The organism is Actinomadura sp. NPDC049753, from assembly GCF_040674655.1.
Taxonomy (GTDB): Bacteria; Actinomycetota; Actinomycetes; order Streptosporangiales; family Streptosporangiaceae; genus Spirillospora; species Spirillospora verrucosospora.
In genome coordinates, this window is record NZ_JBFARL010000145.1 from 1 (window position 1) to 21,337 (window position 21,337).

Sequence of the window (21,337 nt, forward strand, 5' to 3'; positions counted from 1 at the left end):
CCCGCGGGCACCGCGCCCGGCAAGGGTTGAGCCGGCGGGGACGGCGGACCGGGGGCCACGGCGGCGTCCGGTTCCTGTCCCGGCCGGTGGAGACCGGGCCGGCCCGGTGAGAACGGCCGCCACCTGCGGCGACACGAACGAGACCGGCGCGGGCGGGCCGCCTCGGCCCGGTCGCCCGAGACCAACGGAGGGTGATTCATGCGCGTACTCATCGTGGGGGCGGGCATCGGCGGGCTCACCACCGCGCTGAGCCTGCACGAGGCCGGAGTCGAGGCCCTCGTGGTCGATTCCGCCAACCGGCTGCTGCCGCTCGGCGTCGGCATCAATCTGCTGCCGCACGCCGTCCGGGAGCTCACCGAGCTGGGATTCGCCGGCGAGCTGGCCGAGACCGGCATCCCGACAGGCGAGATGGTGCACTTCGACCGGCACGGCGGCCGGATCTGGGCGGAGCCGCGCGGGCGCGCGCTCGGCTACAACTGGCCCCAGTACTCGATCCACCGCGGCGAGCTGCAGATGATGCTGCTCGACGCCGTCCGCGCGCGGCTCGGCCAGGACGCCGTCCGCACCGGGACCGTCTTCGAGGGCTTCGAGCAGGACGGGACGCAGGTGCGGGCCCGCCTGCTCGACCGGGCGTCGGGCGCCGCCGAGACGGTGACGGCCGACGCGCTGGTCGGCGCGGACGGCCTGCACTCCGCCGTCCGCGCGCAGCTGTACCCGGACGAGCCGGCGCCGCTGTGGAACGGCATCCGGCTGTGGCGCGGCATCACCGAGGCCGACCCCATCCTGACGGGGCGGACCATGGTCGTCATGGGCAGCAACGCCACCTCGAAGATCGTCGTCTACCCGATCTCCATGCGCGTGGAGCGCCGGGGCAGGGCGCTGCTCAACTGGGCCGCGGAGGTCAGGCTCGCCGACGACCGGCTGGACTGGGACCCCGACTGGAACAAGGCCGGCCGCCTGGAGGACGTGCTCCCCTACTTCGCGGACTGGAAGTACGACTGGCTCGACTTCCCCGCGCTGATGTCCGAGGCGGCGGAGATCCTGGAGTACCCGATGGTCGACCGGGACCCCGTCGACCGCTGGACGTTCGGCCGCGTCACGCTGCTCGGCGACGCCGCCCACCCGATGTACCCGATCGGCTCCAACGGCGGCTCCCAGGCCATCCTCGACGCCCGCGTCCTGGCGCACGAGCTGGCCCGCGCCGACGACCCCGCCGACGGGCTGCTCGCCTACGACAAGGCGCGCCGCGAGCCGGTCAACGCCATCGTCCAGGCCTGCCGGGACATGCCCGCCGACCGCATCCTGCACACGGTCAGCCAGCGGGCGCCGGACGGTTTCACCTCGATCGAGGACGTGCTGACGCCCGACGAGCTGAACACGATCACCGGCGCGTACCGGCAGACCTCGTTCTCCGACGTCGAGGCCCTGAACTCCCGCCCCTCCTACTCGGCGGTGGGCTGACGGCGGCGCGGACCGGCGCGCGATGACGGGCGCGGCGAGGCGGTCGCCTCGCCGCGCCTTCGGCTTCCGCGCGGAAGGCGGTCTCGCGCTCAGGAGGCGGCGACGGCGGCCAGCCGGGTGCTCATGGCGTGGGAGGCCCGCTCGAAGAGGGACGGGTCGTCGTGGAGCAGGGCGTACGCGCCGCCCGTGCGGCAGAGGGCGTCCAGCTCGAAGGCGAGCTGGGAGACGTCGGTCGCCGCCTCGATCTCGCCGAGGTCGCGCGCCTCGCGCAGGCAGCGCTCCAGGAAGGCGCGCCAGTCGCGCTGCGACGCGGCGATCGCGTCGCGGACGCGGCCGGGACGGGCGTCGAACTCGGCCATCGTGGAGTGGAAGAAGCACCCGCCGGGGAAGACGCGCTCGCGCTGGTAGCGCTGCCACGCGTCCAGGAGCGCGCGGACGCGGCCGATCCCCTCGGGGACGGCGAGCGCCGGCTCGATCACGTGCGCGCGGAACACCTCGGCCGCCGTGCGCACCGTCGCCAGCTGGAGCTCCTCCTTGGAGCCGAAGTGGGTGAACACGCCGCTCTTGCTGATCCGCAGCTCGGTGGCGAGCCGGCCGATCGACAGGCCCTCCAGGCCGTCGGCCGACGCGATGTCGGCGGCGCGGCGCAGGATCGTGCCGCGCGTCTGCTCCCCCTTGGCCAGCCGCCCGTCGATGCTCATGTTCCTCAATCTGCACGACCGTTCGTTCAAAGTCAATGCCGCGAACCCCTTGACGCGGGCCTTCGGAAGAGAAGAGTGTACGACCGTTCGTTTTTCTTTCTGAGAGGCGCCCCTTCATGACCACCGAGACGCAGACGGGCGCGGCACCGCCGCGGGCGGCCGCCGTGCGCCGGGACGTCCCCTGGCTCGCCGCCGGCGCGACGTTCCTGGCCATGCTCGACGCCACCGCCGCGAACCTGGCCGTCGCCGACCTGCACACCGACTTCCCGGACAGCACCCTGTCCGGCCTGACCTGGGTGATCACCCTGTACGCGGTGCTGTTCGCGGCGCTGCTCGCGCCCGCCGGCCGCGTCGCCGACCTGGTCGGCCGGCGGTCGCTGTACCTGTGGGGCACTGGGCTGTTCACGCTGGCGTCGCTGGCCTGCGCGGTCGCGCCGAACCTGCCCGTCCTGCTGGCGACGCGCGCCGCGCAGGGCGCCGCCGCGGCGGCGCTGATCCCCGCGTCCCTCGCGCTGCTGCTGCACGACACCCCTCCCGAGCGGCGCGCCCGCAGCATCGGGCTGTGGAGCGCGGCGGGCGCCTTCGCCGCCGCGATCGGCCCCGGCCTCGGCGGGGTGCTGGTCGACCTGTCCGGCTGGCGGGCCCTGTTCGTCATCAACGTGCCGATAGGGCTGGCGATGCTGCTCGGCGGGCGGCGCCTGCCCCGGGCCGCGGGCGGCGCGGGCCGGCTGCCCGACCTCGCCGGGACGCTGCTGCTCGCCGCCGGGGTCGGCGGGGCCGCGCTCGGCGTCACGCAGAGCCGGGACTGGGGCTGGACGGACGCCCGGACGCTCGCGCTGCCGCTCGGCGGCGCCGCCCTGGTCGCCCTGGCGCTGTGGCGGTCGGCGCGGCACCCGGTGCCCGCGCTGGAGATCTCGCTGTGGCGCGACCGACGGTTCGCCGCCGCGAACGCCGCCTCGTTCCTGTACGGGACGGCACTGTACGCGTGGCTGCTCGCCGGCGTGCTCTACCTGACGGGCGAGTGGCACTACTCGATCCTGAAGGCGGGGTTCGCCTCGACGCCCGGCGCGTTCACCGCCACCGCGGCGGCGGTCGCGGCGGGGCGCCTCGCCGCCCGCTTCGGCGTCCGCCCGACCGTGACGGGCGGCGCTCTGATCATGGTCGTGTCCGGGGTTTGGGTCATCGCGACCCTGCCCGCGGAACCGCACTTCGCGACGCTCTGGCTCCCGCTCGGCCTCCTGGTCGGGACGGGCATGGGAATGATCAGCACCGGCACCGCCTCGGCCGCCGCGCTGTCGGCCGGGCCGCTGCGGTTCGCCGGCGCCACCGGGCTCAACACCACGGCGCGGCAGCTCGGCGGCGCGCTCGGCATCGCCGTCCTCGCCGCGCTGCTGCCGGAGCGGGCCGCGCGCGGCGACTACGCCTCCGTCTACCTGTTCTGCACGATCGCCGCCGCGGGCACGGCCGCCGCCGGCCTGCTCCTCACCGTCCGCCCGGCGAGGCCCTGAGGCGGTCCGCGCGCCGGCCGCTCACTTGGCGTCGGCGTAGCGGCCGACGACCGCGATCTCCATCGGGAAGACGACCGGGGTGTCGCCGAACAGCAGCCCGCGCGCCTCCTGCGCGGCCGCGCGCACCGCGTCGGCGACCTCGGCGGCCAGGCCGGCGGGGGTGTGCACGATGACCTCGTCGTGCTGGAAGAACACCAGGCGGGGCGGGCCGATCCCGGTGAGGCGGCGGCGCAGGGAGCCCAGGAGCGCGAGCGCCCAGTCGGCGGCGGTGGCCTGGACGACGAAGTTGCGGGTGAAGCGGCCCCGCCCGCGCAGCGCCTGGGCCGCCGTGCCGCCCCGGGGCCCCGGGGCGGCGTCGTCGTCGCCCGCCGACGTCAGCTCGCGCCACCCGGCCGACGGCGGCGGGCACGTGCGGCCGAGGCGGGACCGCACGAGCAGCCCGCGCTCCCCCGCCCGCGCGGCGGCCTCCACGTACTCGAACGCCTGCGGGAACCGGCTCTTCAGGACGGCGAGGAGCTGCACCGCGTCCGCCGTCCCGCCCCCGTACATGGCGGACAGCAGGGCGATCTTGGCTTTGTCGCGCGCGGTCCGCGCGCCGTCGGCGTCGTCGCGGAAGGCGTCGGACAGGGCCGCGTAGAGGTCGCCGTGCGCGGCGGCCTCGGAGAACGCGCGGTCGCCGGCGAGGGCCGCCAGCACCCGGGGTTCCAGCTGCGCGGCGTCGGCGACGACCAGGGCCCAGCCCGGGTCGGCGACGACGGCCTTGCGCAGCACGCGCGGGATCTGCAGGGCCCCGCCGCCGCTCGTCGCCCACCGCCCGGACACGACGCCGCCGACGACGTACTCGGGACGGAACCGGCCGCCGCTCACCCACGTGTCGAGCCACGTCCAGCCGTGCGCGGCGTGCAGCCGCGACAGCTCCTTGTACTCCAGCAGCAGGGGCACGGCGGGGTGGTCGACCTGCTTCAGGACGTGCGCGCGGGTGGAGGGGATCGGCAGCCCCGCCGAGGCGAACGCCCGGATGATCTGCGCCGGGGAGTCGGGGTTGACGTGCACGCGGGGCCCGAACGCGGCGCCGATCCGGTCGGCGAGGTCCTGCAGCCTGCGGGGCCGCAGACCGCCCGTGGGCCGCGGCCCGAGCATCTCGGTGAGCAGCGCGTCGTGCTCGTCCGCCGACCAGGGCAGCCCTTCGTGCGCCATCTCGGCGGCCACCAGCGATCCGGCCGACTCGGCCGCCGCGAGCAGCGCGAAGCCGTCCAGCCCGGCGATGGCGCGCTGCTGCTCGGCGTGCACCGCGACGATCTGGCCGAGGTCGTCGGCGGACTCCTCCCGCCCGGCGTCGTCGTCGAACAGCGACGGCTGTGCGGCGTCTTCCCGGGGCGGCGGCGGATCGGCCGGGACGGGCTCGCCGCGCAGCCGCGCCCACGCCGCCCGGACCGAGCGCGGCTCCCCGTACCGCCCGGCATGGCCGAGCAGCAGGCTTTCGACGAGTTCGAGGTCGTGGCAGCGCGCCACCCGCACGCCCGCCTCCAGCAGCCGGGGGTAGAGCCGCGCGGTGGACGGCCACACCCAGCGCGGCGCCGACTCGCGCTCCCGCTCGGCGATGGCCGAGACCAGGTCGGGTACGTCCTCGACGGGCCCCGCGGGCGCCCCGTCCTCGCCCACCGCCCGCAACGCACCCCCACGCCCGCCCCCGGCCGCGACCGCGATCCTCACCCGCCCATTCTGACCCCGCCCACCGACAATCCAGCCGTAGCACCAATGGCGAAGACCCCCCGTGACGAAGTCACGGGGGGTCGAGCGCGATCCGAATCAGCAGGCCAGGGCCGTGGCCCGCTGCTCAAGGCAGCGTCTGAAGCTCGGCTGGCGACGACCTCCCCATGCGATCGCGTCCGAAGGCGGTTTCGAGCGAAGCAAGAAACCGATCGCGAAGCGAGCCGCAAGGCGAGACGGAGCGATGCCAGCGATCGCCCGCCTTTATCGACGATGGAGGGCCGCCAGGCCCGAAGGAGGAGAAAAGGCCTAGACGACCGACACCTGCTGGCCGGCGGGGGTGTCGCCGTAGCGGTCGACGACCTTGTTCAGCTGGAGCTGGTAGTACAGCACGCCGAAGCCGAAGATGCCGAGCAGGAAGCCCATGCCGCCGCTGCAGCTGGGCTGGAGGCCGGCCGAGCGCTGGGCCTGGGCGATGCGCCCGCCGAGCTTGACCCACATGACGAGCGGCCAGATGCCGAGGGTGATGCCGCCGAACAGCATGGACAGCAGCGCGTTGGTGGCGGCGTTGTCGATGCGGCGGTCGTACTGGTGCAGCTCGTCGTGGACCTTGAAGAACCAGACGAGCCCGTAGATGCCGAAGGTGATGATCGGCAGCCCGAGCCAGGCGCCGACCGGGTTGCGGCGCTTCATGTTGAGGCCGGTGCCCGCGGCGGCGGGCGCCTGGTGCTGCGCGGGGGCGGGCGCGTAGCCGCCCTGGTATGCCTGCTGCTGGCCCTGACCCTGCTGGGGGTAACTCATGGAAAAGCTCTCCTGAAGGACGCGGTCGTTTTCCGGCCGACCGTCCGTTACCGTTCACCGGTGTGGTGAGCCACGACTGTAACGGCATCCGGGCACGTCGCGAGGCAAGATCGCCCACTTTCGCCCCATGACTGGCGGATCATCCAAACCGACCGGTCAGCGCAGCGGGATCGTCACCTCGTCCTCGCACGGCGGCGACGTCTCGTGGTCGCCGCACCCCGTCGCCGCGAAGCAGCGGATGCGCAGGTGCGACTCCGTCACGTCCAGGCGGAGGAAGCTCTTGAAGAACGGCGGCCGATCCCAGTCGGCCAGCTCCGACCGGAACCGCTGCGGCAGCCTGCGCACGGGGAGCCGCAGGAAGCGGGGGCGGCTGCGGCCGTTGCGCGGCACGCCGAGGACGGCGGCGACGAAGCGCGCGCGGCGCGACGCCGCGGGGCCGTCGTACCCTCGCCCCGGCTTGATCCCGAGCCGGTGCTCGACGGCGGCGGTGGCCTCCTCGGGGGTGAGCTCGAAGAGCCCCGGGAGCCGCAGCCACCGGCCGTACAGCTTGCTGTAGCGCGACAGGGAGTCGCCGCGCAGCGGGTAGCAGCGGAACTCGTCCTCCTCCACCACCCGGGTCCGCGGGATGACGTGGGTCGCGTGCATGAAGGCGCCCCCGCCGCCCGAGACGATGTACTGGATCGTCCGGCCGTCGCCGGTCCGCACCGGGTAGCGCTGGTAGTTGTGGATGTCGCCGCCGATCGCGGCCACGTAGTGGTGCGCCGGGTCCTGGACGATCTCGTCGACCGTCCCGCCACCCTCGATCGCCCCGGGACGGTGGCCGTCGTCCACGTACAGCGGCTTCCCGGTCACCAGCAACTTGGGTTTCGGCCCTCCGGACACCTCCCGGAGCCAGCGCCCCTGGTCGCGGTCGAGCCGGCCCGTGATCCCGGTGTCGATACCGATGATGCGCAGCGCGGGGGTGTCGATCGCCCAGTACGGCCCCGGTTGCGCGCCCTGCTGGCCGGGCGCGCCCCGGTACAGCCTGCGGGCCTCGGCGAGCGCCTCCGCGTCGACGGCCCCGGAGTGGCGCCACAGGCGGCGCGGGATGAAGGCGAGCGGGCCGCGCCACGGGGGCGGCGAGCAGTTCTCGTCCAGCCCGCAGAAGACGTGCAGGAAGCCGCGCAGCCCGTCGTACCAGTCGTGGTTGCCGGGCACGGCGTAGATGGGCGCGGGGTAGTCCTTGTAGGGGCGGAAGAACTTGTCGGGGTAGTCGCCCGCGTCGCCGGTCGGGTAGATCACGTCGCTGGCGATGACCATGAAGTCGGTGCCCTCGGCCGCGTGCAGCAGCGGCGGGACCACCGCGTACTGCGACCGGTCCCCCTCGCCGGTGTCACCGACCAGCGCGAAGGAGAACTCGGGCGCCGGGCGGTGCACGGTGAACGCGGCCGGGGTGCCGCGCTCGCGCAGCGACGCCACGCAGCGGCGGCGGATCGCGTTGGCCGGGTCGCCGAACAGGTGCGCCAGCACGTCGTTGCGCGATCGCCAGAGCACCGAGGGGCGGCGCCAGGAGAAGTCGGGGACGCGGTCAGGGAGCAGCTCGTGGAAGCTTCCCCGCCTGCCGCAGGCCCAGCCGGCGCCTTCCTCGGAGGTGCGCGAGTTGTCGGGTCCGGGGGGGACCTCGGCAGACACAGAATGCCTCCGGGCGTGAGGGGGTGCTCACAGCTTTTCCGGAGGCGGTCACGCCGTCAAGGCGACACGACGCCAGGAAGCAGACACTCCGTCAGGAGAGCGCGGTTGGCGCCGGCGCCACCCCCAAGGACACCGGCGCCACCACGACGAGGGGGCCTGCGGTCATCATGAGTCCCCCCAGAACGGCGAGCAGTGAAGTCGCCTTCCCATGATGCCTCCACAGACAGCCCCAAGGTCCCGTAGCGGGACGTAACCGACACTATCCGGAGAGCCGTAATGGGGGCGTAAACCGTCCTAAACGCCCCGCAAAACCTCCCGGCAGGGCCGGTCAGGGCGCCAGGACGCGCAGCGCGCCGGGCATCACCCGCGCGGTGACCGGCAGGATCCCGGGGAGTTCGCCGTCCGCGCCGTACGGGAGCGTCCGGCCGGACCCGCCGGCGAGCTCGATGCGGACCTCGCGGCCGCGCAGGACCTCCACCTCGGGCCGCCGTACGTGCGTCCCGGCCTCCAGCTCCCGCATGACGGCGAAGAACAGCGTCCTCGGCGCCTTGCGGATCAGCACGACGTCGAGCAGGCCGTCGTCGACGCGCGCGTCGGGGGCGATGTGCTTGCCGAACCCGTAGTAGCCGGAGTTGGCGGCGACGACGGTGTAGCCCTCCCGCCGGTACGGCTCGCCGTCCACGGTGATCAGGTAGTCGGCGTGCCGCCACGAGGCGATCGCGCGCAGCGCCCCGACGTAGTAGGCGGCCGAGCCGCGCAGGAGCCGCGTCCTGTTGGCGTTGTCGTTGGCGACCGCGTCCACGCCCGCGTAGACGCTGCCGAGCACGGCCGTCCCGTTGGCGTCGATGGCGTCCACGGCACGCGGCTCGCCCTCCAGCAGCAGCGGGGCGAGTCGCTCCGGGTCGGAGGGGACGCCGAGCTGGCGCGCGAAGTCGTTGCCCCGGCCGGCGGGGACTATCCCGAAGAGGGCCCCCGTCCCGGCCAGGGCACCGCCGACGCAGCCGACCAGGCCGTCCCCGCCGACGCCGAGCACCACCCGGCCCGCCCCGGCCGCGGCGCGGGCGGCGTCGGCGGCGTGCTCCATCCCGCGGCTGTACTCGACGTCGACCTCGGCGCCCGCGTCGCGCAGCAGCCGCGCGAGCGGGATCAGGCACGAGGCGGACGCGCCGCCCGCCGCCGGGTTGACGATCGCGGTGAACGCGCGCACACTGCTCGCTTCTCTCCCGCGCACGGAGCTCACTCCCTTCCCGCGGGCGGGACGAGGACGCCCGGGTTGAGGATCCCCGCGGGATCGACCCGGTCCTTGACGGCGCGCAGCACGGCGGCGCCGAGCGGCCCGATCTCCCGGGCGTACCAGTCGCGGTGGTCGGTGCCCACCCCGTGATGGTGGCTGATCGTCCCACCGGCGGCGAGGATCGCGTCGCAGGCCGCGCGCTTGGCGGCGGCCCAGTGCCCGAGGGGCTCCTCGCCCTGCGCGGACACGACCGTGAAGTAGAGGGACGCGCCGGTCGGATACACGTGCGAGATGTGGCACATCACCAGCGGCGGCGTCCCGGCTCCTGACAGCGTCCCGATCAGGGCCTGCCGGACGGCCTCGTACAGCGCGGGGACGTCCGACCAGAAGGCGGCGGTCTCCAGCGTCTCGACGAAGGCGCCGACGTCCAGGAGGGAGTCGCGCAGGTAGGGGGCGTCGAAGCGGCCGCGCTCCCACTTCTCCCCCGGCCCGGCGCCGAGCGGCTCGCCGCCGGCCTCGCGCAGCACCCGCGCGGCCCCGGCCCGCCGGTCGGCGACGAGCTCGGGGGTTCCCTCGAAGCCGAGGACGGCCAGGGCCCCGGCGGCGGAGGAGCCGTCGCCGATCGCCGCGGGGTCGGCCAGCCCGACCATGGTCTCGGTCTCGTCCGACAGCCGCAGGACCGCGGGGAGCGGCCCGTCCTGGGCGAGGCGCCGCAGCGCGGCGGCGCCCTCGTCGAAGGAGGCGAACCGCCAGCCCTCGTACTCCCTGGCCTCCGGGACGGGATGCACCCGCACCCGCACGGAGGTGATCACGCCGAGCGCGCCCTCCGAGCCGAGGACGAGCTGCCGCAGGTCGGGCCCGGCCGCCGACTTCGGCGCCCGCCCGAGGTCGAGCGTCCCCTCGGGGGTGGCCGCGGTGAGGCCGACGACCATGTCGTCGAACCGCCCGTACCCGGCGGACGCCTGCCCGCTCGACCGCGCCGCCGCGAACCCGCCGATCGACGCCCACTCGTAGGACTGCGGGAAGTGCCCGAGCGTGTAGCCGCGCTCGTTGAGCAGCGCCTCCGCCGCCGGGGCGCGCAGGCCGGGCTGCAGGACGGCCGTCCGGGAGACCTCGTCGAGCTCGACGAGCCGGTCCATGCGGCGCAGGTCGAGGGCGACGAAGGCGTCCGCGCCCCGCGGCGCCAGCCCGCCGACGACCGAGGTGCCGCCGCCGAACGGGACGACCGCGATCCGCCGCCCGGCGCACGCCTCCAGCACCGCGAGCACCTCGCCGTGGTCGCCGGGCAGGACCACCGCGTCCGGCGCGTCGGCGGCGTCGCCGGCCCGGATGCGCAGCAGGTCGGGCGTGGACTTGCCGCGCGTGTGGCGGAGCCGCGCCTCGGTGTCGGCGCGCACGTTCCCGTCCCCCACGACGGCGGCGAGCGCGGTCAGGTCGTCCCCGGACAGCCGGGCCTCGGCGATCCGGACGTCCGACGGCTCGGCCGGCGGCTCCGCGGCGGGCCGCACGCCGAGCAGGTCGCGCAGCAGGCCGACCGTCGGCTCGGGCAGCGGTGCCGCCTTCGCCGGGTCGCCCCAGCCGCTCCACAGCATGTCGCGCGTCTCCACGCCCGCCTCCCTCGCCGCCCCGGCCGTCTGGTGGCTTACACTGTGACACATGACGTCGAATCGTCACAACAGGACGGCGGCGCGGACCGCCGACGACACCGTGCTGGACGCCGCGCGCGACTGCGTGCTCGCGGTCGGGGTGCGGCGCACGACGCTGACCGACATCGCGCGGCGGGCCGGCGTCTCGCGCATGACGCTCTACCGGCGCTGGCCGGACGTCCGCACCATCGTCGCCGACCTGATGACCCGCGAGTGGACCGCGATCGGCGACGCGCTGCGGCCCCTCGACGACGGCCGCCCCGTCCGGCCCAGGCTGGTGGACGGCCTGGTCACCGGCGTGCGGACGTTCCGCGACCACCCGCTGCTCCGCAAGATCATCGAGGTCGACCCGGAGCTGCTGCTGCCCTACCTGCTGGACCGCTGCGGCGCCAGCCAGCGGGCGTTCCTCGCGGGGTTCGAGGAGTCGATCTCCGCCGGCCAGCGCGACGGGACGATCCGGGCCGGCGTCCCCGCGCACCAGGCCCGCGCGCTCCTGCTGGTCGTCCAGTCGTTCGGGCTCTCCGCGCAGATCATGATCGACGCGCGGGAGCCCGGGGTCGGCGCCGACGCCCTCGACGCCGACGCCCTCGACGCCGAACTCCGCCACATCCTGGAAAGGATGCTCGCACCGTGAACGCAGCCGGACCCGCCCCCCGGACCTCGCTCAACGCCGCACGCAGGGAGCGCGAGCTCGCCGAACTCCCCGGCGAGGCGGTGGACGTGCTGGTCGTCGGCCTCGGCGCCACCGGGGCGGGCGCCGCGCTGGACGCCGCGTCCCGCGGCCTGTCCGTCGCCGCGGTCGACGCCCGCGACCTGGCGTTCGGCACGTCGCGCTGGAGCTCCAAGCTGATCCACGGCGGGCTGCGCTACCTGGCGTCCGGGCAGGTGGACGTCGCGCACGAGAGCGCGGTCGAACGCGGCGCGCTGATGCTGCGCACCGCCCCGCACCTGGTGCGGGCGCTCCCGTTCGTGCTGCCGCTGACCCCCCTCGTGTCCCCCTCGCAGGCGCTGCTGGCCGGCGCCGGCATGCGCGCCGGGGACCTGCTGCGGCTCGCCGCCCGCACCCCGCGGTCGGTCCTGCCCGGTCCCCGGCGGCTGTCGGCGGTCGAGACGCTCCGGCTCGCGCCCGCCCTGCGCCCCCACGGGCTGCGCGGCGGGCTGCTGTCGTGGGACGGGCAGCTCGCCGACGACGCGCGCCTCGTCACCGCGCTCGCCCGGACCGCCGCCGGGCACGGCGCCCGGATCCTCACCCGCTGCCGCGCGGTCGAACTGACCGGCGACGGCGCCCTCGTCCGGGACGAGCTCACCGGGCGCGAGATCACCGTGCGGGCGCGCGCCGTGGTGAACGCGGCCGGGGTGTGGGCGGGCGGGCTGGTGGACGGGGTGCGGCTGCGCCCGTCCCGCGGCACCCACCTGGTGCTGCGGGCCGAGTCGCTGCGCGGGCTCACCGCCGCGATGCACGTCCCCATCCCTGGGGCTGGCAACCGGTTCGTGCTGGTGCTCCCGCAGGGCGACGGCCGCGTCTACGTCGGCCTCACCGACGAGCCGGCGGACGGGCCCGTCCCCGACGTGCCGGAGCCGACCGAGGGAGAGATCGGCTTCCTGCTCGACGTCCTCGACTCGGCGCTGGACGTTCCGGTGCGGCGCGCCGACGTGGCCGGCGCGTACGCCGGGCTTCGCCCCCTGCTCGACCTCGGACGCGGGGGCGACACCGCCGACATCTCCCGCCGGCACGCCGTCCTGACGTCCCGGGACGGCGTCGTGACGATCGTCGGCGGCAAGCTGACCACCTACCGGCGCATGGCCGAGGACGCCGTGGACGCGGTCGTGCGCGCCCGCGGCCTCACCGCCGGTCCCTGCGCCACCGCGCGGCTGCCCCTCGTCGGCGCGGCCCCGCGCTCCCGGCTCGACGCGCTGGACGCGCCCGCCCGGCTCGTCCAGCGGTACGGCGCCGAGGCGCCGCTGCTGGCCGCGCTCGGCAGGCAGGACCCGGCGCTGCTGGAGCCGGTCGTCCCCGGGCTGCCGGTGACCGGCGCGGAGCTGGCCTGGGGAGTGCTGCACGAGGGCGCCCTCGACGCGGGCGACCTTCTGGACCGGCGCACCCGGATCGGGCTCGTGGCGACCGACCGGAAGGCCGCCCTGCCCGCGGCGGAAGCGCTGCTCGCCGCCCCGCCTGGTTTGACCGTCGCGCCTTAGGTTACCCTTACCTAATCGATTTCAGCTCGACGGGGACGACCGAGGATCGGCGGGGGGACTGCGTGACGCGCGGCAGAAGCTGCGGACACTGCCCGGGGAGCCACACCGGCGAGCGGCCGTGCCTGGCGACCGCGACCGTGAAGGCGGGCGCCTGGCTGCTCGTCGAGCACCCCGGCCCCTGGCCCGAACGCGTCGAGGACCTCTCCGGCCCGGGAGCGGTCGCCGATGCCGTGCGGGCGGCCAAGAAGGCGGGCGTCCGGCCGCAGCTGATCCGCCGGCCGGGCCGCCGCCGCGCCACCCCGCCGGTCCAGGTCTACGCCGGATTCTCCCGCGGAGGCGAGGCCTGGATCGAGGGGCGCGAGCTGGCCGATCCGGCCGAGCTGGCGGCGCTCGACCTGGACGCGCTCGCGAAGGGCCGGTCGCCGGGCCTCGGAGAGCGGGTGGCCGAGCCGGTCCTGCTGGTCTGCACGCACGGGCGCCGCAACGCCTGCTGCGCCCGCACGGGGGCGCCGCTGGCCCGTTCTCTCGCGGCGCGTTTCGATCGCCTCATCTGGGAAACCACCCATGTCGGCGGTGACCGATTTGCGGCGAATATGGTATGTCTTCCCCACGGATTCTCGTACGGCGACCTCAGCGAAGCGGAGGCGAACGCGGCGGCGGACGCCTACCTGCGGGGCGAGGTCGTCCTGACCGGGTTGCGCGGACGGGCGGGAGCCCCGGAGCCCGCGCAGGCGGCGGAGCACTTCGTCCGCGCGCACACGGGCCAGCTCGGGGTGGACGCCGTGACCGTGGCGTCGATCACCGGAATCCCCGGAACAACCGGGCACGAAGCGGTTGTTCTCCTGAAGCGGAGCCGTTACCGGGTGGTCGTCGAAGCCGTCCAGCAACCCGACCCGTGCGGGACCGACTGCGGGGAGAACCAGAGAACCTACGTTGTTAGGGAACTCACCCTTCTCAACGAGGCGGCCCTCGTGTAATCTCTCTGAGGCCCCATTCGAGGGCTTCCCTGTCGCACGTCCCCAGGTTTCCGGAGTAACCGGACGGGGAACAGAGCGGCAACTCCAGACGTTGGAACATTCGGCGCTTCTCTGACTTTTGTCATCCGAAGTACGTCGAGCGTCCATGTCCTGAATTTGTTCGAAACCAATCAAGGTGGGTGTTCCATGGCTCAGGTACGTCGGCAGGCAAACCTCCCTCGTCCCAGCTGGGGCTGGCAGGACGCCGCGGCGTGCCGGGGGGAAGACCTCGTCCTCTTCTTCGGCCCCGACGGCGAGCGCCAGCCCGAGCGCGAGATCCGCGAGCGCAAGGCCAAGCAGATCTGCATGGGCTGCCCGGTCCGTACGGACTGCCTGGACTACGCGGTGTCCCGGCCCGAGAAGTACGGCACCTGGGGCGGCCTGAACGAGGACGAGCGCGCGTCCGAGCGCCGTCGCCGCATGCGTCGCGCCAACGCCGCCTGAACGAAGGCACAGGCCGCCGAAACGCTCCCATCGCGATCCCCGGCACGCCACCTAAAACGTCACGGCCCCGCCCCGCGGGGCCGTTTGCGTTGCCCGGGCCCGGTCCATCGCGACCGGGCCCGGGTTCTTCGTCACATCTGCGTCACAACCCGGTCACGTCGTTCACGACATTCCGGCGGGACGCCCTTTTACCGCACCGGCCCCGCCGATGTGGCCATTTCCCGAAAATTCCCGGACGCCATTCAGTCCCGGGCTCCGGCTGCCCGGACCCGGCGCCGCGGCTCACTCCCGGTCCTGGTCCTCGGGCCCGCCCGGGGCCCCGCCGCCCGGCCGCGCGGCACGCCGCAGCCAGGCCGTCACATCGGCGTCGCTGAGCTGTTCGAAGTCGCGGTACCACTGCCCCACGGCGTGGAAGTCCCAGGGCGCGACCGGCACGACCAGGTCGTCCACCTCCGCCTCCAGGCTCCGGACGGTCTCGGCGGCGCCCACCGGCACCGCGAGGACCAGCCGGGACGGCCCGCGCCCGCGCACCGCCCGCACGGCCGCGCGGGCGGTGCCGCCGGTGGCGAGCCCGTCGTCCACCACGATCACCGGCCTTCCGGCGACGGGCGGCAGCGGCCGGCCGCCCCGGTAGACCGCCACCCGGCGCTCCAGCTCGGCACGCTCGGCCCCCACCGTGGGGGCCAGGTCGTCCTCGCGGAGCCCGAGGCGGGCGAGCAGGCCGTCGTCGAACACCGGGGCGCCGCCCTCGGCGATCGCGCCGACGCCGAGCTCCGGCTGCGGCGGGTATCCGATCTTGCGGGTCACCAGCACGTCGAGCGGCGCCCGGAGGTGCCGCGCGATCTCGTGGCCGACGGGGACCCCGCCGCGCGGCAGCGCGAGGACCACGGCCCCCTCCAGCCCCATCGTGGCGAGCCGCGCCGCGAGCACCCGGCCCGCCTCGGCGCGGTCGGTGTAGGGGAGCCGGACGGTTCCGGACCGCCCCCGGGCGCCTCCGCCCGCGAACCTGTTCCAGGGCATCGGGCGCACCCCCTTCAGGGGGTCCCCTACCCACTCAGGAACCGGTGAGCCACCGCAGGGGGTTGTCGTGCAGGATCGCGCCGAGCGTCGCCTCGTCGGCGCCGGCGGCGCGCAGCGCGGGCAGGAACGTCTCGAACAGGTACCCGAACCCGGCGCCGCCGTAGCGGGCGACCTGGGTCATCCGCGCGACCCCGGTGCTCAGCAGCACCCGGTCGGCGTGCCCGGCCTCCAGCAGGTCCAGGACGCGGCGGACGCGGGCGCCGACGGCGGCGGCGTCCTCCCCCGCGAGGCCGAGGGTGCCGAACGAGACGTAGCCGCCCGACTCGGCGATCTTGCGGTGCTGGGCGGGGTCGTCCACCCGGTCCTGCTGCCCCACCGCCACGCGCCCGGGGGGCAGCCCCGCTGAGGTGAGGATCTCCAGTTGGGCGAGGCCCGCGCGCCCGTAGGTCGCGACCGACAGCCCGGAGTAGCGGGCGGCCTGGGCGGCGGCGCGCAGGCACAGCTCCTCGGTCTCGGTCGGGGACTCCCCCCAGGTGCCGATCTCGCCGATGACCCCGGGCAGCGAGTTCGTGCCGTCCATGCCGAAGCCGACCTCGGCGAGCAGCCGCTCGGCGAGCCGGTCGACCGCCGACGCGCCCGGGTACCCGCCCTCGCGGCCGGTCTCGTGGCCGGGGGCCGCCGGGGACGTCCCGGCGGCGAGGACCTCGCGGACGAACGCGGGATGGAACGGCTCGGTGAACACGCCCGTCCCGGCCACCACGGCGACCCGGGCGCCGGCGCTGATGCGGGCGAGCGCGGCGGCGTTGCGTCCCATGCCCGAGCAGGTGAGGTCGACGACGAGGCCGAGGCCGTGGTCCTTGCGCAGGGCGTTCAGCTCCCGCTGGACGGCCTTCTCCTCGTCCAGCCACCGGTTCGGGTCGGAGGCGGCGAGCTGGGGGCGCGCCGGCCAGCGCAGGTCCAGCTGGAGGTGCTCGTGGGAGAGCACAGGCCCGGTGATGTCGGACGTCGCGATCGTGCCGGTCACGGTCCGCAGCCGGCCGGGCTCCTCACGGGGGGTCATGTCACGCGAGGCTACGACATGTTTGCCCTTATCAGGACCTCATTCGGACGGGTTTTTACCCGTCGCGTCCGAGTCCCGCGGCGCCTGGTCGGCCTGCGCCTCCAGGGCGGCGCGGATCCGGGCGGTGTCCCCGCTCGGCCACAGCCGGTCGATCTCGGCGTTCAGCGCGGCTCCGATCAGCACCGCGAGCGCCGCCACGTACAGCCAGGCCAGCAGTGCGATCGCGGCGGCCAGCGACCCGTAGACCGACACCCCGCTCAGCGAACCGGCCAGGTAGATCCGCAGGACGAAGCTGCCCACGATCCAGATCAGCAGCGCGAGCGCCGCGCCGGGCGTCTGGCGCCACCAGGACGTCCGCACCGGGACGCTCATGTGGTACAGCAGCGAGAGGAAGATGATCGACAGGCTCACCACGACCGGCCAGTACAGCGCCTGGACGGCCTCGGTGCTCTCCGGCAGCGCCTGGCGGACCAGCGCGGGCCCGGCCACGATCATCGGAACCACGACGATCAGGGTCAGCAGCCCGATGAGGTAGAGCACGAACGCGCGCAGCCGGGTGCGGATCACGCCCCGCACGCCCGACAGCCCGTAGGCGATCGTGATCGTGTCGACGTAGACGTTCGTCGCCCGCGACCCCGCCCACAGCGAGATCAGGAAGCTGACCGACACGATGTCGGGGCTGCCGCCCTTGATCACGTCGTCGATGAGCGGGACGACGACCGTCTTGACGGTCGGGCCCGTCAGCACCGTCTGGGCGTGCTCGATCACCCAGGAGCGCACCTCGGCGATCGTCTCCGAGCCGAACAGGCCGCGCAGGTGGCCCATCGTGCCGATGAGCCCGATGACGAGGGGCGGCATCGACAGCAGGGCGAAGAACGCCGCCTCCGCCGCCAGCCCGGTGACGCGGTAACGGAACCCGCCGATCGCGGTGCCCTTGATCAGCGTCCAGGCGATCCCCGCGGCGGCCCGCGCGTCGGCGTGCACGCGTGAGGCCAGGCGGTCCCGCCGGCGTCGCCGGGGGCCCTCCGGGTCCTTTCCGGAGGGCGGATCCCCAGCCCGGGAGGCGCCCGCTGCGTCGGAGACGGTGGTCACACCGCCCCACCGTAGAGGGTTGCGCGCCCGGAACATGCCGCATCGCCCACCTCACTGGTCCGCTCCGCGCGTGGCGTGCCGATCGCCTCTCCCGCCCGGTCGTCCCGCGGACCCGCCGCCCGTTCCGTGCACATCCCTTGGCCCATACCCGCTATGACGGCACAGAACGTTTCCCGGACCATGATCATCCGCACTCGACCTCGGTGAACCGGGCATTTGCCTTCATGGGTGACAATAGAGACATGATCTGCCAGTCGTGCCGCGAGCGCCACCACGAGGACTGCCGTGGCGGCTCCTGGTGCGACTGCCAGCACCAGCCCGGGTCCGCCGCCCCCGCGCCCGGCGCGCCCGCCGCCGGGCGCCGCACGGGCTCCGCGGCCGGCGGGAAGGGCGAGCCTCCGGTGAACTGGAGGCGGCAGGGATGACGCATCTCACGCGTCCGCATGCCGGACGTAACTGGACAGTCCGCGAGACGGCATGTCAGAGTTCAGGTATGAGCGCCGCGGACCCGCTGCTGGCCAAGCGCCGGCACGTCGACTTCCTCCGCGTCCGCAGCGCGATCTGTAGGTGACGCTCCGACCACGCCCCTGTACAACCGGGCGCGTGGCGTATCGGCGTCACCTTTGACTTCATCCTGCTCAGCGTCGAGCCGGCTGCCTCAGAGCGCCGGTGCGCTACGCGTCCCTCACGACCACAGATGAGGACGCGCACCGTGCCACCCGCGACCAAACGCAAGAAGGGCGAGGGCCAGTGGGCCCTCGGCTACCGCGAACCGCTCAACAAGAACGAAGAGAACAAGAAGAACGACGACGGCCTGAACGTCCGCCGCCGGATCATCGACATCTACTCCAAGAGCGGTTTCGACTCCATCGACCCCTCCGACCTGCGCGGCCGGTTCCGCTGGATGGGCCTGTACACCCAGCGCAAGCCCGGCATCGACGGCGGCCGGACCGGCGCGCTGGAGGACGAGGAGCTCGAGGACCGCTACTTCATGATGCGGGTGCGCATCGACGGCGGTCAGCTGAGCGGCCCGCAGCTGCGCACGATCGCGGACGTCTCCACCCGGTACGCGCGGGGCACCGCCGACATCACCGACCGCCAGAACGTCCAGCTGCACTGGGTGCGGATCGAGGACGTCCCGGCGATCTGGGAGGCCCTGGAGGCGGTGGGGCTGCACACCACGGAGGCGTGCGGCGACGTCCCGCGAGTGATCATCGGCTGTCCGCTGGCCGGGATCGCGGCCGACGAGGTGGTGGACGCGACGCCGCAGCTGCGCGAGATCCACGACCGCTACATCGGCTCCCCGGAGTTCTCCAACCTGCCGCGCAAGTTCAAGACGGCGCTGTCGGGCTGCACGTCGCACTGCACCGTCCACGAGATCAACGACATCGCGTTCACGGGCGTGGTGAACGAGGCCGGCGAGACCGGCTACCAGGTGTTCGTCGGCGGCGGGCTGTCCACCAACCCGATGTTCGCGCAGAGCCTCGGCGTGTTCGTCAAGCCCGAGCAGGCCAGCGAGGTGTGGCACGGCGTCACCTCGATCTTCCGCGACTACGGCTACCGGCGGCTGCGCAGCCGCGCCCGCCTGAAGTTCCTGGTGAAGGACTGGGGCGCCGCGAAGTTCCGCGAGGTGCTGGAGAAGGAGTACCTCGGGTACGCGCTGCCGGACGGCCCCGAGCCCGCCGCGCCGCTCGCCCGCCGCGACCACGTCGGGATCCACCCGCAGAAGGACGGCGCCTACTACGTCGGGTTCGCGCCCCGGGTCGGGCGGGTGGACGGCGAGCTGCTCGGCGTCATCGGCGACCTCGCCGAGCGCTACGGCTCCGGCCGGGTCCGCACGACCAACGAGCAGAAGATGGTCATCCTGGACGTCCCGGAGCAGCACACCGAGGCGCTCGCCGACGAGCTGGCGAAGCACGACCTGCAGGTGCGGCCGTCCACGTTCCGCCGCCAGACGATGGCGTGCACGGGCATCGAGTACTGCAAGCTCGCCATCGTCGACACCAAGCAGCGCGCCATGGACCTGATCGACGAGCTGGAGGAGCGGCTCCCCGACTTCGACCAGCCGCTGACGATCAACGTCAACGGCTGCCCGAACGCGTGCGCCCGCATCCAGGTCGCCGACATCGGGCTGAAGGGCCAGCTCGTCGTGGACGACGACGGCCGGCAGGTCGAGGGCTTCCAGATCCACCTCGGGGGGCGGCTCGGCGCGTCGTTCGGCAAGAAGGTCCGCGGGCTGAAGACCACCTCGGCCGGGCTCACCGACTACGTCGAGCGCGTCGTGCGCAGGTTCGACGAGCAGCGCACCGGCGCGGAGACGTTCGCCGAATGGGTGCACCGCGCCGACGAGGCGGACCTCAAGTGAGGGGGGCCGATCGCGCATGAGCGAGCGGATGGCGCCGTTCCACTGCCCCTACTGCGGCGAGGAGAGCCTCGAACCCCGGGACGAGACCCCCGGGGCCTGGTTCTGCCCCGACTGCCTGCGTTCCTTCAGCCTGAAGTTCCTCGGTGTCGGCACCCCCCGCACCGCGAGCAAGGAGGTCCCCCGGTGACCCTGCTGGAGACCGACAGACCCACCCTCGACCTTCAGGACATCGTCGAGTCGGCCGCCGCCGCGCTGGAGGGCGCTCCCACGCTGGAGGTCATCCGGTGGGCGGTCGCCACGTTCGGCGACCGCATCTGCCTCACGTCCTCCATGTCGGACGCGGCCCTGATCCACCTCGTGTCGAAGGTGAAGCCGGGCATCGACGTGCTGTTCGTCGACACCGGCTACCACTTCGCCGAGACGGTCGGGACGCGCGACGCCGTCGAGGCCGTCTACCCGGTGAACGTCATCAACGTCACCCCGTCCCGGACGGTGGAGGAGCAGGAGGCCGCGCTCGGCCCGCGCCTGTACGGCCGCAACCCCGACCTGTGCTGCCACCTGCGGAAGGTGGAGCCGCTCGGCCGCGCGCTGGAGGGCTACATGGCCTGGTTCAGCGGCATCCGCCGGGACGAGACCGCCAGCCGCCGCGACCGCAGGGTCGTGGAGTGGGACCGCAAGCGCGGCATGGTCAAGGTGAACCCGATCCTGGGCTGGACCCAGGAGGACATGGACAACTACATCGAGGACAACGGGGTGCTGGTCAACCCGCTGCACTACGACGGCTACCCCTCGATCGGCTGCGCGCCGTGCACCCGCCCGGTCGCGCCCGGCGAGGACCCGCGCAGCGGCCGCTGGGCCGGGATGGGCAAGACCGAGTGCGGCATCCACCTGTGAGCGTCCCCATGGTCGCGGTGGCGCACGGGAGCAGGGACCCCCGCGCCGCCGCGACCGTCGCCGCGCTGCTCGACGCCGTCCGGGCGCGCCGCCCGGACGCACCCGTGCACGCCTCGTTCCTGGACCACGCGCCGCCCGCCCCCGACCGGGTGCTGGACGGCCTGGCCGGGGACGGCGTGGACGAGGCGGTCGTGCTGCCTCTGCTGCTCACCGCGGCCTACCACAGCAAGACCGACATCCCGGGCGTGCTCAATCGGGTGCGCGGCCGGCACCCGCGGCTCGTCCTGCGCACGGCGGGCACGCTGGGCCCGCACCCGCTGCTGCTGGACGCCCTGGAGCGGCGACTGGCCGAAGCGGGCGTGGCGCCCGGCGACCCGGACACGGCGGTCGTGCTCGCCTCGGCGGGCTCCAGCTCCGCGTCCGGCGCTTGCCTGGAAAGACCGGGCAGGTGTCGCCGCACCCCATGGTGATGACCACGTCCGACGCCTGGACGGCGCCCGTGGTCAGCACCTTGGGGA

At 74.2% G+C, this 21,337-nt stretch carries 19 protein-coding genes and 2 pseudogenes; 11 read left to right on the forward strand and 10 right to left on the reverse strand.

Annotated elements, in window-relative coordinates; genetic code table 11:
- Positions 1-198 precede the first annotated feature (198 nt).
- Positions 199-1,461 carry a flavin-dependent oxidoreductase gene (locus AB0K37_RS29470; protein ID WP_363986518.1) on the forward strand — a complete coding sequence of 421 codons (1,263 nt, stop codon included), beginning with the start codon at positions 199-201 and terminating at the stop codon, positions 1,459-1,461.
- A gap of 89 nt (positions 1,462-1,550) precedes the next feature.
- Here AB0K37_RS29470 and AB0K37_RS29475 read toward each other — a convergent pair whose 3' ends face one another.
- Positions 1,551-2,162, reverse strand: a complete 612-nt coding sequence (locus AB0K37_RS29475; protein WP_363986520.1) for a TetR/AcrR family transcriptional regulator — start codon at positions 2,160-2,162, stop codon at positions 1,551-1,553.
- Positions 2,163-2,278: 116 nt separating this feature from the next.
- Between AB0K37_RS29475 and AB0K37_RS29480 the strand changes: the two genes are divergently transcribed.
- Positions 2,279-3,670, forward strand: coding sequence for an MFS transporter (locus tag AB0K37_RS29480; protein ID WP_363986522.1), 1,392 nt, complete (start codon positions 2,279-2,281; stop codon positions 3,668-3,670).
- 21 nt (positions 3,671-3,691) lie between these two features.
- Here the strand turns inward: AB0K37_RS29480 and AB0K37_RS29485 are convergent, their stop codons facing one another.
- The 5 genes from AB0K37_RS29485 to AB0K37_RS29505 form a co-directional block, all read right to left on the reverse strand.
- Positions 3,692-5,383 (reverse strand): bifunctional 3'-5' exonuclease/DNA polymerase, encoded by a 1,692-nt coding sequence (locus AB0K37_RS29485; RefSeq protein ID WP_363986524.1) that lies wholly within the window; start codon positions 5,381-5,383, stop codon positions 3,692-3,694.
- A 306-nt stretch (positions 5,384-5,689) separates the two neighbouring features.
- Positions 5,690-6,181, reverse strand: coding sequence for a DUF4234 domain-containing protein (locus AB0K37_RS29490; protein ID WP_363986526.1), 492 nt, complete (start codon positions 6,179-6,181; stop codon positions 5,690-5,692).
- A 156-nt stretch (positions 6,182-6,337) separates the two neighbouring features.
- Entirely contained in the window at positions 6,338-7,852 is a 1,515-nt protein-coding gene (locus tag AB0K37_RS29495) for a metallophosphoesterase (protein WP_363986528.1), read from the reverse strand.
- A 328-nt stretch (positions 7,853-8,180) separates the two neighbouring features.
- Positions 8,181-9,083 carry a diacylglycerol kinase family protein gene (locus tag AB0K37_RS29500; RefSeq protein WP_363986530.1) on the reverse strand — a complete coding sequence of 301 codons (903 nt, stop codon included), beginning with the start codon at positions 9,081-9,083 and terminating at the stop codon, positions 8,181-8,183.
- 5 nt (positions 9,084-9,088) lie between these two features.
- Positions 9,089-10,678 (reverse strand): FAD-binding oxidoreductase, encoded by a 1,590-nt coding sequence (locus AB0K37_RS29505; protein ID WP_363986550.1) that lies wholly within the window; start codon positions 10,676-10,678, stop codon positions 9,089-9,091.
- A 64-nt stretch (positions 10,679-10,742) separates the two neighbouring features.
- Here AB0K37_RS29505 and AB0K37_RS29510 point away from each other — a divergent pair, with 64 nt between their 5' ends.
- The 4 genes from AB0K37_RS29510 to AB0K37_RS29525 all read left to right on the forward strand — a co-directional run bounded on the left by AB0K37_RS29510 (position 10,743) and on the right by AB0K37_RS29525 (position 14,388).
- Positions 10,743-11,366 carry a TetR/AcrR family transcriptional regulator gene (locus AB0K37_RS29510; protein ID WP_363986532.1) on the forward strand — a complete coding sequence of 208 codons (624 nt, stop codon included), beginning with the start codon at positions 10,743-10,745 and terminating at the stop codon, positions 11,364-11,366.
- Positions 11,363-12,928 carry a glycerol-3-phosphate dehydrogenase/oxidase gene (locus tag AB0K37_RS29515; RefSeq protein ID WP_363986534.1) on the forward strand — a complete coding sequence of 522 codons (1,566 nt, stop codon included), beginning with the start codon at positions 11,363-11,365 and terminating at the stop codon, positions 12,926-12,928. Before AB0K37_RS29510 ends, AB0K37_RS29515 begins: the two co-directional genes overlap by 4 nt.
- 62 nt (positions 12,929-12,990) lie before the next feature.
- Entirely contained in the window at positions 12,991-13,905 is a 915-nt protein-coding gene (locus AB0K37_RS29520; protein WP_363986536.1) for a sucrase ferredoxin, read from the forward strand.
- 186 nt (positions 13,906-14,091) lie between these two features.
- Positions 14,092-14,388, forward strand: coding sequence for a WhiB family transcriptional regulator (locus AB0K37_RS29525; RefSeq protein WP_075901375.1), 297 nt, complete (start codon positions 14,092-14,094; stop codon positions 14,386-14,388).
- 282 nt (positions 14,389-14,670) lie between these two features.
- Here AB0K37_RS29525 and AB0K37_RS29530 read toward each other — a convergent pair whose 3' ends face one another.
- The 3 genes from AB0K37_RS29530 to AB0K37_RS29540 are packed head-to-tail and all read right to left on the reverse strand — an operon-like array spanning position 14,671 to position 17,452.
- A complete protein-coding gene (locus tag AB0K37_RS29530; protein ID WP_363986538.1) occupies positions 14,671-15,408 on the reverse strand; it encodes a phosphoribosyltransferase family protein in 738 nt (245 codons plus the stop codon).
- Positions 15,409-15,442: 34 nt separating this feature from the next.
- Positions 15,443-16,468 carry an aryldialkylphosphatase gene (locus tag AB0K37_RS29535; RefSeq protein ID WP_363986539.1) on the reverse strand — a complete coding sequence of 342 codons (1,026 nt, stop codon included), beginning with the start codon at positions 16,466-16,468 and terminating at the stop codon, positions 15,443-15,445.
- 39 nt (positions 16,469-16,507) lie between these two features.
- Positions 16,508-17,452, reverse strand: a complete 945-nt coding sequence (locus AB0K37_RS29540) for a YihY/virulence factor BrkB family protein (protein WP_363986541.1) — start codon at positions 17,450-17,452, stop codon at positions 16,508-16,510.
- Positions 17,453-17,802: 350 nt separating this feature from the next.
- Between AB0K37_RS29540 and AB0K37_RS29545 the strand changes: the two genes are divergently transcribed.
- The 5 genes and pseudogenes from AB0K37_RS29545 to AB0K37_RS29565 form a co-directional block, all read left to right on the forward strand.
- On the forward strand, positions 17,803-17,985 hold the full coding sequence (locus AB0K37_RS29545; RefSeq protein WP_363986543.1) for a hypothetical protein: 183 nt from the start codon (positions 17,803-17,805) through the stop codon (positions 17,983-17,985).
- A gap of 287 nt (positions 17,986-18,272) precedes the next feature.
- The gene (locus AB0K37_RS29550) at positions 18,273-19,925 is read left to right on the forward strand and encodes a nitrite/sulfite reductase (RefSeq protein ID WP_363986544.1); all 1,653 of its coding nucleotides are present in this window, start codon (positions 18,273-18,275) and stop codon (positions 19,923-19,925) included.
- 16 nt (positions 19,926-19,941) lie between these two features.
- On the forward strand, positions 19,942-20,112 hold the full coding sequence (locus tag AB0K37_RS29555; protein WP_363986546.1) for an Insertion element protein: 171 nt from the start codon (positions 19,942-19,944) through the stop codon (positions 20,110-20,112).
- Complete coding sequence (locus AB0K37_RS29560) at positions 20,109-20,819, forward strand: phosphoadenylyl-sulfate reductase (protein ID WP_363986548.1); 711 nt, start codon at positions 20,109-20,111, stop codon at positions 20,817-20,819. The genes AB0K37_RS29555 and AB0K37_RS29560 overlap by 4 nt, the downstream gene beginning before the upstream one ends.
- Positions 20,820-20,827: 8 nt before the next feature.
- Positions 20,828-21,232: pseudogene (locus tag AB0K37_RS29565) on the forward strand (CbiX/SirB N-terminal domain-containing protein); the annotation flags it as partial.
- Positions 21,233-21,242: 10 nt separating this feature from the next.
- Here the strand turns inward: AB0K37_RS29565 and AB0K37_RS29570 are convergent.
- Positions 21,243-21,337: pseudogene (locus AB0K37_RS29570) on the reverse strand (heat-shock protein HtpX); the annotation flags it as partial.

Excerpts from the sequence above, each read along its gene's own strand:
- AB0K37_RS29470 (WP_363986518.1), top strand. The coding sequence starts at position 199 with ATGCGCGTACTCATCGTGGGGGCGGGCATCGGCGGGCTCACCACCGCG.
- AB0K37_RS29475 (WP_363986520.1), bottom strand. The coding sequence starts at position 2,162 with ATGAGCATCGACGGGCGGCTGGCCAAGGGGGAGCAGACGCGCGGCACG.
- AB0K37_RS29480 (WP_363986522.1), top strand. The coding sequence starts at position 2,279 with ATGACCACCGAGACGCAGACGGGCGCGGCACCGCCGCGGGCGGCCGCC.
- AB0K37_RS29490 (WP_363986526.1), bottom strand. The coding sequence starts at position 6,181 with ATGAGTTACCCCCAGCAGGGTCAGGGCCAGCAGCAGGCATACCAGGGC.
- AB0K37_RS29505 (WP_363986550.1), bottom strand. The coding sequence starts at position 10,678 with ATGCTGTGGAGCGGCTGGGGCGACCCGGCGAAGGCGGCACCGCTGCCC.
- AB0K37_RS29510 (WP_363986532.1), top strand. The coding sequence starts at position 10,743 with ATGACGTCGAATCGTCACAACAGGACGGCGGCGCGGACCGCCGACGAC.
- AB0K37_RS29525 (WP_075901375.1), top strand. The coding sequence starts at position 14,092 with ATGGCTCAGGTACGTCGGCAGGCAAACCTCCCTCGTCCCAGCTGGGGC.
- AB0K37_RS29530 (WP_363986538.1), bottom strand. The coding sequence starts at position 15,408 with ATGCCCTGGAACAGGTTCGCGGGCGGAGGCGCCCGGGGGCGGTCCGGA.
- AB0K37_RS29535 (WP_363986539.1), bottom strand. The coding sequence starts at position 16,468 with ATGACCCCCCGTGAGGAGCCCGGCCGGCTGCGGACCGTGACCGGCACG.
- AB0K37_RS29545 (WP_363986543.1), top strand. The coding sequence starts at position 17,803 with ATGATCTGCCAGTCGTGCCGCGAGCGCCACCACGAGGACTGCCGTGGC.
- AB0K37_RS29555 (WP_363986546.1), top strand. The coding sequence starts at position 19,942 with ATGAGCGAGCGGATGGCGCCGTTCCACTGCCCCTACTGCGGCGAGGAG.